General features: G+C 66.0%; 15 protein-coding genes. 6 read left to right on the top strand and 9 right to left on the bottom strand.

Features of this window, described 5'->3' with window-relative positions; translation table 11 throughout:
- The first annotated feature begins 103 nt into the window (after nt 1-103).
- The gene (locus L1277_RS05460; protein ID WP_253375354.1) at nt 104-379 is read left to right on the top strand and encodes an SHOCT domain-containing protein; all 276 of its coding nucleotides are present in this window, start codon (nt 104-106) and stop codon (nt 377-379) included.
- A 144-nt stretch (nt 380-523) separates the two neighbouring features.
- A complete protein-coding gene (locus L1277_RS05455; protein WP_253375353.1) occupies nt 524-970 on the top strand; it encodes a hypothetical protein in 447 nt (148 codons plus the stop codon).
- Nucleotides 971-974: 4 nt separating this feature from the next.
- On the opposite strand, the gene L1277_RS05450 is transcribed toward L1277_RS05455, so the two are convergent.
- Entirely contained in the window at nt 975-1,991 is a 1,017-nt protein-coding gene (locus L1277_RS05450) for an isopenicillin N synthase family oxygenase (RefSeq protein ID WP_253375352.1), read from the bottom strand.
- A 182-nt stretch (nt 1,992-2,173) separates the two neighbouring features.
- Here L1277_RS05450 and L1277_RS05445 point away from each other — a divergent pair, with 182 nt between their 5' ends.
- A complete protein-coding gene (locus L1277_RS05445) occupies nt 2,174-3,007 on the top strand; it encodes an aldo/keto reductase (protein WP_253375351.1) in 834 nt (277 codons plus the stop codon).
- A 6-nt stretch (nt 3,008-3,013) separates the two neighbouring features.
- Here the strand turns inward: L1277_RS05445 and L1277_RS05440 are convergent, their stop codons facing one another.
- The 4 genes from L1277_RS05440 to L1277_RS05425 all read right to left on the bottom strand — a co-directional run bounded on the left by L1277_RS05440 (nt 3,014) and on the right by L1277_RS05425 (nt 6,016).
- Complete coding sequence (locus tag L1277_RS05440; RefSeq protein WP_253375350.1) at nt 3,014-3,985, bottom strand: NAD(P)-dependent alcohol dehydrogenase; 972 nt, start codon at nt 3,983-3,985, stop codon at nt 3,014-3,016.
- A gap of 5 nt (nt 3,986-3,990) precedes the next feature.
- Nucleotides 3,991-4,230: a helix-turn-helix transcriptional regulator gene (locus L1277_RS05435; protein WP_253375349.1), complete on the bottom strand. Its 240-nt coding sequence runs from the start codon at nt 4,228-4,230 to the stop codon at nt 3,991-3,993.
- On the bottom strand, nt 4,224-4,652 hold the full coding sequence (locus L1277_RS05430) for a hypothetical protein (protein ID WP_253375348.1): 429 nt from the start codon (nt 4,650-4,652) through the stop codon (nt 4,224-4,226). The genes L1277_RS05435 and L1277_RS05430 overlap by 7 nt, the downstream gene beginning before the upstream one ends.
- Before the next feature lie 95 nt (nt 4,653-4,747).
- On the bottom strand, nt 4,748-6,016 hold the full coding sequence (locus L1277_RS05425; protein WP_253375347.1) for an MFS transporter: 1,269 nt from the start codon (nt 6,014-6,016) through the stop codon (nt 4,748-4,750).
- Between the two features lie 124 nt (nt 6,017-6,140).
- Between L1277_RS05425 and L1277_RS05420 the strand changes: the two genes are divergently transcribed.
- A complete protein-coding gene (locus L1277_RS05420; RefSeq protein WP_253375346.1) occupies nt 6,141-7,058 on the top strand; it encodes an NADP-dependent oxidoreductase in 918 nt (305 codons plus the stop codon).
- 11 nt (nt 7,059-7,069) lie between these two features.
- Nucleotides 7,070-8,092, top strand: a complete 1,023-nt coding sequence (locus tag L1277_RS05415; RefSeq protein WP_253375345.1) for an NADPH:quinone reductase — start codon at nt 7,070-7,072, stop codon at nt 8,090-8,092.
- A 12-nt stretch (nt 8,093-8,104) separates the two neighbouring features.
- Here the strand turns inward: L1277_RS05415 and L1277_RS05410 are convergent, their stop codons facing one another.
- Entirely contained in the window at nt 8,105-9,058 is a 954-nt protein-coding gene (locus L1277_RS05410; RefSeq protein ID WP_253375344.1) for an L-lactate dehydrogenase, read from the bottom strand.
- Between the two features lie 75 nt (nt 9,059-9,133).
- Between L1277_RS05410 and L1277_RS05405 the strand changes: the two genes are divergently transcribed.
- Nucleotides 9,134-10,231 (top strand): hypothetical protein, encoded by a 1,098-nt coding sequence (locus L1277_RS05405; RefSeq protein WP_253375343.1) that lies wholly within the window; start codon nt 9,134-9,136, stop codon nt 10,229-10,231.
- 147 nt (nt 10,232-10,378) lie between these two features.
- Here the strand turns inward: L1277_RS05405 and L1277_RS05400 are convergent, their stop codons facing one another.
- From L1277_RS05400 to L1277_RS05390, 3 genes are all read right to left on the bottom strand, one after another.
- Nucleotides 10,379-11,845, bottom strand: a complete 1,467-nt coding sequence (locus L1277_RS05400; RefSeq protein ID WP_253375342.1) for a flotillin family protein — start codon at nt 11,843-11,845, stop codon at nt 10,379-10,381.
- Nucleotides 11,846-11,914: 69 nt separating this feature from the next.
- Nucleotides 11,915-12,598, bottom strand: a complete 684-nt coding sequence (locus L1277_RS05395) for a response regulator transcription factor (protein ID WP_253375341.1) — start codon at nt 12,596-12,598, stop codon at nt 11,915-11,917.
- Nucleotides 12,595-14,004 carry a sensor histidine kinase gene (locus L1277_RS05390; protein ID WP_253375340.1) on the bottom strand — a complete coding sequence of 470 codons (1,410 nt, stop codon included), beginning with the start codon at nt 14,002-14,004 and terminating at the stop codon, nt 12,595-12,597. The genes L1277_RS05395 and L1277_RS05390 overlap by 4 nt, the downstream gene beginning before the upstream one ends.
- Nucleotides 14,005-14,069: the final 65 nt, after the last annotated feature.

Genomic DNA, 14,069 nt, shown 5'->3' with positions numbered 1-14,069 from the left:
CTGTTCTGTTCGTACAGCTTCACCAAGACTCGACCCGCCCCGCTGTCCTTGACGACACCGGCCCATCGTTGCGAAGCTTGAACTCCATCCGGCCGGAGGCACCGTGAACTTGATCGTTGACTTTCTCTGGGTACTCGCGACGCTCGCCGCGGTGATCTTCGTGGTCGTCGGCATTGTCCTGGTCGTCTTGGCGGTGCGCCATCGTCGCACTCCGCCGGCTTCCGCTGCGACTGGTCGACCGACTCCCACCAACCAGTCAGTCCCAGTAGCCCATACCGCCCGCGAACGTCTTCAGGAACTCGAGGCTCTGCGCGCCGCCGGAACGATCACGCCCGAGGAACACGCCGCTCGACGTGACGCCATTCTCGGTGAGCTCTGAACCGTCGCGATTGAGACGCAGCCACCGCCCCAGACACGTCGAGTTCGTCGCCACCGAACAGCTTCGCGAAGGGGCTGGATGCAGACCTGTCCGGGGCGTACTGTCCGGACCATCGGGCAAACAGTCCGAGTTTGGGGCAACAAAATGTTTAAAAAATCACTGGCACGCGCGGGAGCAACGGGCGTCGCGTTCGGTGCGCTGCTTGCAGTCGGCGCGTTAGCGCCAGCCGAGGCCGCGCCGATGAGCGTCTCCATAGATGTGGTCGCTCACACCGCTTTCGACTCCACGGTGAACCCGTTCGGAGGCAACATCCCCGGCTGCGAAACCGGAACGGTTGCCGAAGGCCCGAGCACAACACACTTCACCTCCTGGGGCGGTGTCTACACCGGAGTGAAGGAGTTCACCTGCGCCGGCGGTGAAGGTGGCGTCGACGTTCGCCTCTCCGCGGTGTTTGGTGACTTCGGATCGCGCGGAAAGTGGCACGTCCTCGATGGATGGGGCTTCCTCGATGGAGTGAAGGCGTCCGGCACGCTCATCGGAACGGCCACCGCAAACGGCATCGACGACCGCTACATCGGCTCAGCCCGGTAAGGGGTCAGGCCAGCAAATCAGCGTGGTGGATCTCAGCCACGTTCGGGTGCGCCCGCAGCCGGTAGCGAAGGGCGTTGTCTCCGTAGGTGTCGAGAATCGGGCTGTTGGTCGGGTCGACCGACAGCCCGCGTGCCTCGGCGGCCAGTTCGGGGCTCAGCTCAAGCCTCGGCATCACGGTGTCGAGGGCCGGGTTGAAGAAGAATGGCACCGAGATGCGGTCGGTTCCAACGCGCGGTGAGAAGACGCGATGCAGGGTTGCCTTGAGGTAGCCGCCGGTGGCGAGCTCGAGCATCTCGCCGATATTGACGACGAAGGCGCCCGGAATGCTCGGGGCGTCGATCCACTCGCCCTCGTGCTCGACCTGCAGGCCTTCCTTGCCGGGCTCGACGAGGAGGAGCGTGAGAACACCGCCATCTCGGTGTGCTCCGACACCCTGTTTGCGCTCGGTGTCGGACTCACCCGGGTACCGGACGATCTTGGTGAGCGAGAACGGCTTCTCGGCGAACGCTTCGTCGAAGAAGTCCTCGGGTGCGCCGAGCGCGAGAGCCCAGGTGCGCAGTAACCGCAGCGAGACGCGACTGAGCTCGTCGTTCCAGCGCTCGGCAACACGCTGCAGCTCGGGCAACGCGTCGGGCCAGAGGTTCGGACCCTCGAGTCGCCAGTAGTTCGGTGTGTCCTCGGACTGCTGGACCGCCGGGCGCTCGGGCCCGATGTCGATCTGCTCGCGCCAGTCCACATCGCCGTGGGTCAGTTCGCCGCCAACGCGGGTGTACCCGCGGAACTGCGGGCTGTGAATGTTCTCGAGTTTGAGCTTCTCCTCGGTGGGCAGCGCGAAGAACTCGCGAGACACGGCGAGCAGGTCGTCGATGAGCTGGCGGTCAACGCCGTGGCCGACGAGGTAGAAAAATCCGACTTCATGGGTGGCGCGCAGCAGGTCTGCGCGGAACGCGGCAGCCTCATCGGCGCCCCCGTCCAGTCGGGAGAAGTCGAGAATCGGAAGCGTGGAGATCATGACTGCCATGGTTTCATGGGCGTGTGTGCGGTCCGGGCATATGACGAAACGGTGCCGGCTGGACCGCGCTGGCGGCGAGCGCCGTCACATTACGGCGGCTCGGGAATACATGCGATTCCAACGGTCCCGCGGCGCACATTTCTGCTGTCAACCGTTGGACGCACACCAAACCGCTCCGTTAGCGTCGTCCCATGACGAATTCAGTACCGCACATCGAACTCAACTCTGGCCACAGCATTCCGCAGCTCGGATTCGGCGTCTTCCTCGTTGACCCGTCCGACACCCAGCGCGTCGTCGAAGACGCGCTTGAGGTGGGCTACCGCCACATCGACACCGCCACCGGTTACAACAACGAAACGCAGGTCGGTGCCGCGATCAAGGCATCCGGCATCCCGCGCGAAGAGATCTTCGTGACCACGAAGCTACTCAACGACGACCACAAGGCGGGCGACGTCACCGGTGCGTTTTCGCGCAGCCTCGACATGCTCGGGCTCGACTACCTCGACCTGTACCTCATCCACTGGCCGATGCCGAAGAACGAGCGCTTCGTCGAGACCTGGCGCCAGTTCGAGACGTTCAAGTCGGAGGGCCGCGCCCGGTCGATCGGCGTGAGCAACTTCCTTGTTCCTCACCTCGAGACGCTGCTCGCCGCCACCGATGTGGTTCCTGACGTCAACCAGGTCGAACTGCACCCGATCTTCCAGCAGCGTGAACTGCGCGAGTTCCAGGCCACCCACGGCATCCGCACCGAAGCCTGGGGACCGCTTGGACAGGGCAAGTACGACCTCTTCTCCATGCCGGCCGTCGCGGATGTCGCGGCCGCCCACGACGTCACCCCGGCGCAGGTCGTGCTGCGCTGGCACATCCAGACCGGCAACATCGTGATCCCGAAGTCCACCCGGCGCGAACGCATGGCCGAGAACTTCGACATCTTCGGCTTTGAGCTGAGCGCCGAGGAGATGGCCGCGATTGACGCCCTCGACGAGAACCGCCGCGTCGGTGGCCACCCGGAGGACGTCAACTAACCGGTCCTACGCCGTTACAACGACCTTCCCGAGCGGGCGGCCCGCGTGCAGATATTCCACTGCCGCGGCCGCCTGCTCGAGCGGGAACATTCGGTCGACCGCAGGCACGACGCTGCCCGCACCCATCAGGTCGCGAAGCGCCTCAAGGGTGGGCAGGTCTTCCTTCGACGCCAGCGCCTTGAGCTTCTGGGCCCCGAACAGCGAGGCGATCGGCGCCCGCAGCGAGCGCCCGAACCCACCGAGCAGCGGACCCCCGCCCTCTCCGCCGACGATCACCAGTGTGCCGCGCCGCGTCAGTACCCGTCGCAACCGCGCCAGTGACGTGTGGCCCGCGGTGTCGAGAATGAGGTCGTACCGCTCGGTGCCGGCCGCGAAGTCTTCCTTACTCCGATCGATGACCCGGGTAGCTCCAAGCGATGAGACGAACTCGACCTTCTCCGGCCCACAGACACCGGTCACCGTTGCACCTTCGGCCACGGCGATCTGAACCGCGAACGAACCGACGCCCCCGCCCGCTCCCAGCACGAGCACCTTCTGCCCCGCTTTCAACCCTCCGGCGCGTAGACCGTGCAAGGCCGTGCACCCCGACACCGGTGCCGCCGCTGCCTGTTTGAACGTGACGTTCGCGGGCTTCTGTGCGAGCCGGTCCTCCGGTGCGCGAGTGAACTCGGCAAAACTGCCCTCGAGTGTGGTTCCGAACACCTCATCGCCGACGACGAATCGTGTGACGGCCGAGCCGACCTGCGCAACGACGCCCGCGACATCCCGCCCCGGAATTTTCTTGGCCGGTGCCCGAAGGCCGAAGCCGAACAACCGCAGTAAGTACGGCTTGCCCGCCATCGTGTGCCAGACGCCGGCGTCAACGCCGGCCGCGGTCACGCGAATCAGAACCTCGTTCTCCCGAACGGTCGGTGTCTCCACGTTTTCGACCGCGAGAACATCGCGCTCTCCATACCTGTGTTGAACAACAGCCTTCATGATGATCACTCCTTCGTGGTGGGCGCCGAATACGAGAAAACATCGTCGAGCGGCACTCCGAAGACACCGGCGATCTCGAACGCCATCTCGAGCGACGGCGAATACCGTCCCTGCTCGATGGCAATGATGGTTTGGCGGGTGACCCCGATGCGGTCGGCCAGGTCGGCCTGGGTCATCTCACCGTGAGCGAAGCGCAGGCGCCGAATGTCATTGGTCACCCGGGTGGCCGCCTTGGTCCTCACCATGTCGGCAACCCCCGGCGGTAGGCGACCAGTCGCGCGATCGAACCCAGAAACGCAGACAGCACGAACGCCAGGTAGATCACGTTGGCGATCCAGAAGTAGTCGGCCTCGACCATCGCGAGAGCCAGCGCGGCGACACCCCCAATGACCACGAATGATTGCCCGATCGAGTCACCGAATCGAGTGATCTGGCGGTCGCGTTGATCTTTGCGGCCGGCGTCCTTCGCCGAGAACATGCCCCACACCATGTTGAGAACGATGCCCGCCACAATCCCGCCGCCAATCGTCCACAGCATCGCGGTGACCCAGGCGGTTTCCATCACCGAAACGGATGCCGCCTGTGCGGCCACAATGACCGCATACGTCGCGTAGCCGGCCAGCGATACGACCAGCATGACCCACGCGCTTTTCTCTTCGGATGACATCCGTTTCTCCCTGCTCGTGTAAAGATTTCTTTACCCTCGCTAATGTAAAGAGTTCTATACACGATGTCAAGGAAAATTAACCTGCCTGACGGGTGTCAAGCGGTGCGAGTGCGGCTGGACGGCCGCCCGACCGTCACAACGGCGACGACCACGGCCGCGACGAGTACTCCAGCGGACGCCGCCAGACCCGGGTAGCCGACGAGGGCGAGCGCCGGGCCCGCGGCCGCTCCGCCAACCGCACCGGCGAGGTTCATCACGAGGTCACTGCGGCCCTGGATGATCGGGCGCGCAGCTCCGGTGACGAGGTCGCCGAGCAGGGCGGAGGCCGAGACGGTTGACGCGCTCCAGCCGAGACCGAGGAAGATAAGGCCCACGGTGACGAGGGCCATCGACTGTTCGCCGAGCGCGACGATCACGAGCGAGATCGCGAACATCGCTTGCCCGAGGAGAATGACCCGATACCGACCGTAGGTGTCGCTCAGCCACCCGAACACGGGGGAGAGGGCGAACATGCCGGCGATGTGGAGGCTGAGGGTGAGCCCGACGCCGGCGAGCGATGTGCCGTGGTGCACGAGGTGAACGGGCGTCATCGACATGACCGCGATCATGGTGGCGTGGCTGAGGCCGAGAATGCCAATGGTGACAATGACCATCGTGCGGTTGTGCATCACACCTGCGGCGCGCTCGGACGCAGAGTCCGCGGTGGGCTGTGCCTCGTCGGTCGCCGGAGCTTCGGCTGCGAGCGCCTGGCTGACGAGGTAGGGGTCAGGCTTGAGCGCGAACGCGTAGACGCAGACCGCCGCCAGTTGGGCGATGACCGCGATAACGAACGATCCGGTGAGGGGAGGCATCCGTAACCAGGTCGCAATCACTTCACCGGGGCCGAACAGGTTTGGGCCGACCACCGAGCCGACGGTGGCGGACCAGACGACGATCGACAGGTCGCGACCGCGGTGACGCGGGTCGGCAACGTCGGTGGCGGCAAATCGCGACTGCAGACCGACGGCCGCACCCGAGCCGAGCATGGCGAAGCCCAGCAGCATGAGCGGGAAGAACGCGATCGCGGCGGCGGCCACCGTGACGATCGCACCGAGCAGCGCGATGCCGGTGCCGAGGGCGAGCGAGACGCGGCGGCCGTGCCGACGGGTGAGCCGGCCGAGCGGGATCGCGACGGCGGCCGCGCCGAGAGTGCTCAGGGTTGCGGCTGAACCGGCCCACGCTTCCGATCCGCTCACCTCGGCGGCCAGCACCGAACCAATTGACAGGGTGGCGCCGATGCCGAGGCCGCCGAGAATCTGGCCGGCGATCAGCACACGAACGGTGCGTCGCTGTAGCGCGGCGAGATCGAGGGTGGTGGAGGTCACCGGTCCATTCTTCCCTCCATGCCGCCTCTGAACACAGGAAAAAGTGCCGTCGATGGGAACAATCCGGCCATACCGCGCGTAGAACTTCAGTAACGCACGATTCCTCGACCGGAAAGTAGGACGCATGCCCCGATTTCTTCAGTACACCGAGTTCGGCGGACCAGAGGTCCTTGAACTGATTCACGTCGACAAGCCCACTGCCGGTCCCGGCGAGATCGTTGTCCGGGTCCGCGCCGTTGGACTCAACCCGGTCGATTTCAAGATTTTCCGCGGTCCGGCTGCCGCGACCTACGGCGCGACACCACCGACCGGTGTTGCGAACGACTACTCCGGAGTCGTCGAGCAGATCGGAGAGGGCGTCACCCGGTTCGCGGTCGGCGATGCCGTTCTCGGCGGGGCCCGCAACTACGCGATGGCCGACTTCCTGGTCACCACCGAAGAGGCGTCGATCGTCCACAAGCCCACCGACCTCAGCTTCGAGCAGGCGGCCGCTCTTCCGGTCGTCGGACGCACCGCGTGGGCCACTGTGGAGTCTCTATCGTTGACGGATGCTGACACGGTTTTCGTCAGCGCCGCTGCGGGTGGCGTCGGAGGACTGGCTGTTCAGCTCGCGAAGCGCAAGGGCGCGACGGTCGTCGGTACGGCAAGCGAATCGAATCACGAGTACCTGCGTTCGCTCGGCGTGATTCCCGTTGCGTACGGCGACGGACTCGTCGAACGGCTGCGCGCCGCCGCCCCGCAGGGTTATACGGCTGCGCTCGACAATCACGGGACGGACTCGATTGATGTTGCGCTCGAGTTGGGCATCCCGATCGAACGCATCAACACGATCGCCGTCCACGGCCCCGGTGACCGCGGAGCCGCGCACGTCGGCGGCGCCCAAGCCACCAATGACGACTTGCTCGCCGTCGCCGAACTCGTCGCGAGCGGCGACCTGGACCTCCCGATCAGCGGCATCTACCCGCTCGAACGGGCTGCCGAGGCGTACGACGAGCTCGAGCGCGGCCACGTGCGCGGCAAGCTCATCGTGGTGACGGATTGAATCGGGTCGCCATGAAGGCCATCGTGTATTCCGGAACCGGCGCGTCCTCCGTACTCTCCCTCGTCGAGCGTGACATCCCCGATCCGGGGCCCGGTGACGTTCGCGTTCGCGTCGTCGTCTCCGGGGTGAACCCCACCGATTGGAAGGCGCGCTCGGGCACCAGCATCGCTTTTCCCGACGTAGTGCCGAACCAGGATGGCGCCGGCGTTGTCGATGCGGTCGGTGACGGGGTCGACGACGTTCGGGTGGGCGATCGGGTGTGGGTGTATCTCGCGGCCCATGGTCGACCGACGGGAACGGCCCAGGAGTTCACGATCCTCCCGGCTGATCGGGTGGTTCAGTTGCCGGAGGGTGTGGGCTTCGACGTCGGAGCCAGTATCGGCGTCCCCGCGATGACCGCGCACCGCGCTCTGACCGTGCACGAGCACGGCCCGTCCCGCCTCGCTCCTGACGCCCTCGCCGATCGAGTGGTGCTCGTTCAGGGTGGCGCGGGTGCCGTTGGCCACGCCGCCATTCAACTGGCGGTCTGGGCCGGAGCCACTGTCATTGCGACGGTCAGCAGCGACGCGAAGGCCGAACTTGCCCGCGCCGCCGGCGCCCACCACGTCCTCCGCTACCCCGACGACGCGCTGGCTGACCGCATCCGTGAGATTGCTTCTGACGGCGTCCACCAGATCGTCGAGGTGTCCCCGGCACAGAACGCGGCGCTCGACGTCGACGTAATCGCCAACCACGGAAGCATCGCGTACTACGCCAACAACAATGGCGACGAGTTCACGGCACCGATCAACCCGAGCTACGCGAAGAACGTCCGGTGGCAGGGCCTCCTCCTCTACACGATGGGATCTGCTGCGCACCACGCCGCCACCGAGGACATCTCGGCGGCGTTGCGCGACGGCGTGCTGCCCGTCGGCGAATCGGCCGGATTGCCCCTCACCTGGTTCCCGCTCGAGGAGACCGCTGCCGCCCATGACGCCGTCGAGACGGGCACAACGGGCAAGGTGCTCATTCGCGTGAGCGAGGAGGACGCCTGATCGACGGTTCGGTTACAGGACGTGGGCCAGTGATCCGCGCAGCGCTTCGGCCGAGCGGTGCAGCAAATCGACCTCGACGTCATCCATGGGCACGTCGAGGGTGCGGATCACTCCACCCGCCCCGACGATCGACGGCACGCTGAGCGCGACTCCGTCGATGCCCCGATAGCCGGTCAGCACGCTCGACACCGGGAGGATGGCGCGTTCGTTGTGCAACACGGCCTCAACGATGCGCGCGCCCGAGAGTCCGATGGCGTAGTTGGTTGCGCCCTTGCCCTCGATGATCTTGTAGGCGGCGTGCACCACGTCAGAGGTCAGCGACTTGAGCTTCTCGCGAGGAAACAGCCGGGTGCCGGTCGCGTCAGTCCAGTCGCGCAACGGGGTCTGCCCGATCGTCGCGTCCGACCACAGCGGAAACTCACTGTCGCCATGTTCGCCGACGATGATGGCGTGCACGCTTTGTGGTGCAACGTCAGCGGCCTCGGCCAGTAGCCAGCGCAGCCGTGCCGAGTCAAGCACGGTGCCCGACGAGAAGATGCGGCCGGCGGGCAGATCGACCAACTGCTCGGCTACCACGGTGAGTACGTCACACGGATTAGTCACCAGAATGAAGACAGCATTTGGCGCGAGCTCGACAAGCCGAGGCATCAGCTTCTCAAGGATACGAGCATTGGTGGCGGCGAGGTCTAGGCGGGTCTGGCCCGGCTCCTGCTTCGCACCCGCCGTAATGACGATCACGTCGGAGTCGGCCACCAACTCGATGTCTGCGCCGCCGGTGATGCGGCTTGAGCCGATGAATGGCGTGCCGTGTGCGAGGTCGAGCACCTCCGCCTCGGCCTTCACAGCGTTGAGGTCGTACAGCACCACCTCACGGGCCGAATTCCGGATAAGTGCCGCATAGGCGAGCGACGAGCCCACGCTTCCCGCACCGATGATTGACAGTTTCGTATTGCGCACGAGGGTCATCGCCCCAGTATGGCGGGATCCCGGTCGACAGCACAGACCCGAAACGCAGCGTCCCGTTTCGATACCGTGGGGTAGGTGAGCCTGCCTTCCCTGCGACCCGATCTCGCCTTTGACCCCACCCCACTGACCGAGCCCGTCGACAACCGGAAGGTCCGGGAGCACCATGACACGCTGAAAGCCGCTCGCACGCGCACGGCCGGGGACGTCTTTGTGTCCGTCATCATCCCGTTCGTGGTGTTGATCGGCCTGATCCCGCTCGTTCTGCTGTTCCGTGACCTGGCGCGCCTGCCCGCCGGCCCCGTCGTCGTCATCAGCGTGCTTGCCGTCATCGCCGCGGGCGCAACGCTCATCACGATCCGGGTGCGTCGCCGCATCCGCAGGGACTGGGAGATTCGATACCGGCTCGACCATTTTGCGACCGCAAACCACATGACGTATGAGCACCAGGTCCGGAATCCGAAGCTCCCCGGAATGATCTTCTCGGTCGGAGGGGACCGCATCGCCACCGACGTGATTCGCACCCAATCCCAGCCGACCGTCGAATACGGCCACCATCAATACCTCGTCAGTCGCGGCAAGAGCTCGACACACTTTCGGTGGGGTTACATCGCCATCGAACTTGACACGACGCTCCCACACATCGTGCTCGACGCCGTCACCAACAACTCGGCACTGGGCACGAACCTGCCTGCCTCGTTTTCCGGCTCACAGCGGCTCTCGCTCGAGGGCGATTTCGACCGCCACTTCGCGCTGTATTGCCCTTCCGGTTACGAACGCGACGCGCTCTACCTCTTCTCGCCCGACATCATGGCTCGATTCGTCGATCGCGCCGCTCTCTTCGACATCGAGATTGTCGACAACACGCTCTTCCTCTACACCGGCCCCGGCATCTCAACAACGAGCCCGGAGCAGTGGGCCTGGCTGTTCGACACGGTTCACGCGCTCCAGGCCAAGGTCGACCAGTGGTCACGCTGGCGTGACGATCGGCTGGAGCAGCCCGCCATCACCCCGACCGATGCATCCGTGCGCCCGTCCGTCACCCCTCCGGTGCGCCCACCCGGTGTCGGCGTGGACGGACGGCGCTTGCGCCGAGGCGCCCACACAGCGACTCTCTGGGGCATTGTCATCGCTGTCGCGGTCGGACTGCTCGCTTTCGGCATCGAATCCCTGTAGCCCGGTCAAAGTGCCACCGCTTCCGTACATAAAACGGTGAGCGGATGCCACGTGGCGGCGACAGGAGATCGGCCCCAGAAAAGGACAGAAGTTGAATTCTGATCCTTCGCTGGGGCCGATTTCCGTCTGCGGGTTCGATCCGGGCTGCTACTCGGTGGGCACGGACGCAGCCGAGGCGATCGCGGGCACCGGCACGTCGGCCGGGGTCGGGTCTTGGGCCTCAGCGTTGGACGCTGTGGCCGCGGTCGTTGTCGAGGCGGCTGACCGCCCACCGACGAACCCGCTCAGCAGGCTGGCCAGGTCGATTCCGGTCGAGTCCTTGAGGAGCTGGTTCACCTCGGTGACGTTGCCGACGACCTGCTTTGACAGGTGCGACGCGCCATCGGTTGAGATGACCGTGAGATTGTCGATCGCACCATACGGGGCGGCGAGCTGCTTGGCGATCTCGGGGAGAATCTCGATCGCTCGCTGCTGCAGCAGCGCCTCGGACTCGTCACGCAAAGCGGCTACCCGCAGCTCGGTCGCGCGAGCCTCAGCCTGACCCCGGGCGAAGATCGCGGCTGCCTCGGCTTCACCCTCAGCCCGGGTCGCCTCGGCTTCAGCGATACGGCGGTCACGGTCTGCCTTCGCTTCGGCAACCACCTGCGCCGCGTTTGCCTCAGCGATCTGGCGGATCCGATACGACTCGGCGTCAGCGGTCTTACGCACATCGGCGTTGAGCTGCTGCTCGCGCAGGGCGGTCTCGCGCTGGGCGGTGACCTCGCGCTGCTGCAGGATCCCCTGCTGGGCAAACGCTTCGGCGAGCGGCTTCGCGGCCTCGGCTTCGGCGAGCGCCTTGTCTGTCTCGCTCTTGATCGACGCGTTCTTCAGGGACAGTTCACGGTTCGCATCGGCGATCGCCTCCGCGGCTTCAATCCGGGCTTGCTCGGATGCACGCGCCGACACCGACTCGGCGATTTCGGCGGCCTGGCGCACACGCGCCTGCTCCGGGCGGCCGAGGTCGGTGATGTAGCCCTTGTCGTCGGCGATTTCCTTGATCTGGAAGGTGTCGACGTCGAGTCCCTGGTTGAGCAAGGACGTCCGCGCCGCCTCGATGACCTGCTCGGCGAGTCCGGCCCGGTCGCGAATGATCTCCTCAACCGTGAGGTTACCGATCGAGGAACGCAGTGAACCCGAGAGCACCTCTTGCGTGAACGGCTCAATGTGCTGGTCCTGACCGAGGAACCGCTGGGCGGCCGAGCGAATCGCACCATCACTGTCGCCGACCTTCACAACGGCGACGGCCTCAATGCGAATCGTCACACCGTTGCGGGTCTGCGCGACCACCTGAATGCCGATCGCGCGCGAGCGCAGCGACATCGAGAACTGCTTCTGCAGGAACGGGATGACGAAAACGCCACCGCCCTGCACCACCTTCTGGCCGGTCAGGTCGGTAATCGTCCGACCGTCAGCTCCGACGGACTTGCGTGCGCGTCGCCCGGTGATGATGATCGCCTCGTCCGGCTGAGCGATCTTGTATCGCCCCTGGACAAACATGATGAGAACGATCAGGACAACGATGCCCACGACCACCGCCACGAGAATCGGGCTCAGAACAATACCTAGCAATTCCATGACGCTCCTTGTCGGCCGGTGGTCGGCGCCCCCAGCCTAGTGGGGCGTCATTTCACGGCGACAAATTATTCACACGGATGCCACTCCGTTGCGGTACGCCCACACCACCGTCTGCAGGCGGTCGCGCACCCCAATTTTCGCCATGGCCCGCGTGAGGTGCGACTTCACGGTGCTCGTCTCGACGAACAACGCCGTCGCGATCTCGGCGTTGGAGAGACCGTTGGCGAGCAGCCGCACGATCTCGCGTTCGCGCAGGGTGAGCGAGTCGAGGGCAATGGCGTCGTGCGGGGCGATCGGCTCGACCACCCGGGCACCGGAGGAGCGACGAGCGAACTCGGCGATGACCCGGGAGGTGACGGCCGTGTCTACGAGCCCCTGACCTGCCGCGAGGCGCCGGACAGCGTCGATGAGCTCGTCGGGTTCGGTGTCCTTGAGCACAAACCCGTTTGCTCCGGCTTCGAGTGCGCCGAACACGTACTCGTCGAGGTCAAAGGTGGTGACGATGAGGATCGCGGGGGCGGTCGCGTCGGCACCCCGCTCGGCCACGAGTGCGCGGGTCGCCGTGAGGCCGTCTCCGCCCGGCATACGCACGTCCATGCACACGACGTCGGGCTGCAGCCGACGCACGACGTCCACCGCGTCAGGTCCCGTCGCGGCCTCACCCACGATCTCGATGTCACCGGCGGATTCGAGAATCACCCGAAACCCGGCACGCACCACGGCCTGGTCGTCGACGAGTACGACCGAAATCATGAGCTCTCCTTCTCCGCACGTTCCGCACGCCCGGCACTGTCCGCACGCTCGGCCGGCACCTCGAGTTCGACACGCCAGCCGTGCGGGGATGGCCCGGCATCGAGGCGCGCTCCCAGAATGTGGGCGCGCTCACGCATGCCGACAAGACCAAGCCCGCTGCGGGCATCCGTCGACGGGTTATTCGCCTGCGGGTTGTTCGACTGCGCATTGGCAGCAGGTGAATTTTCGACCTCGAGCGTCACGGACGCGGCGCCCCAGGCAAGCCGCACCCGAACCGGCTGGCCAGGGGCATGTTGGCGCGCATTCGACAGTGCCTCCTGGAGCACGCGGTAGAGCGTGACGTCGGCGATCGGGGCGAGGGGGAACGGGTCACCCTCGCGAGTGAGTTCGACCCCGCTACCCAGGCTGCGGGCCGTCTCGATCAGCTCGTCCACTCCGTCGACGCCCGGCACCGGGGCGCTCTCGATGCTGCCTGTCGCGGTCGGCTCACGCAGCACGCCGACCACAGAGCGCAGGTTCGCGAGGGTCTCTCTGCCTTGGGCGCGAATCCACGCCGTCGCGTCCTTGGCGGCTTGCGGGTCCCTGTCGATGAGCCGCTCGACCGCTCCCGCCTGCACGACCATGCCGGAGAGGTGGTGGGCCGCGATGTCGTGCAATTCTCGAGCCATGCGGGAGCGTTCGGCTCGGATCGCCGCGTCGGCTCGGGCCTCCTGCTCGCGAATCGCCTCGGTGGCCCGAACGTGCACCAGCTCGACATAGGTGCGTCGGGTCGCTACGTAGGAGCCGACGAGCGCGGCCGCCACGTAGCTGAGCACAGCGGTGATGACAAAGTTGATGAGCAGGAGCGGGAGGATGCCGACCCCGCCGATGGCGTCGGACACGGTTCCTGACCCTGGCGGTGGACTCGAGACCAGGAGGGAGACCGCGACTCCGGCCACCACCTCGAGCAGCACGACGGCGACGACCGCTTGAAGCGCGGGTCTGAACGGAAGCAGCGCCCCCACCGTGTACGCGGCCACGAACGCGGCGAACCCGCGGAAGCCGAAGCCCACCGGCAGCAGGGCGACGAGAACCACCTGCGCGACAGCGACAAGCACGAGGCACAGCACCGGTCGGCTGCGGCGGAAACAGAGGAACAGCGACTGCACCGTTGAGGTGACGAGCAGGGCGGTGACGTCCCCGGCGGTAAGGCTCAGGCCTTCGGACGGGCCGAGCAAACTGACGAGAACCCACACCATGACGGCGCCGAGAAGTGCGACGATCACGGCGAGCGCGGTGTCTTGCGCCAGCGGGCTGCCGAGGCCCACCCGGCTGAGCCGCTCGTCGAGTCGCCAGCGCCGCGGGGCGGGCAACACGGCGGTTCCCCCAGCGACCGGGCGATCCCGGTTCGGGTTGTCGTTCTGCATGTGAGTCCTTGTGGGGTCGGCTGCCGGTTCCGTGTTCCGATCGTATGCCAGCGACGCGGCAGGCT

Origin of the sequence: Okibacterium sp. HSC-33S16, assembly GCF_024171565.1 — a bacterium.
In the GTDB taxonomy this organism is placed as follows: domain Bacteria; phylum Actinomycetota; class Actinomycetes; order Actinomycetales; family Microbacteriaceae; genus Mycetocola_A.
This window is presented reverse-complemented; position numbering and strand designations above follow the sequence as displayed.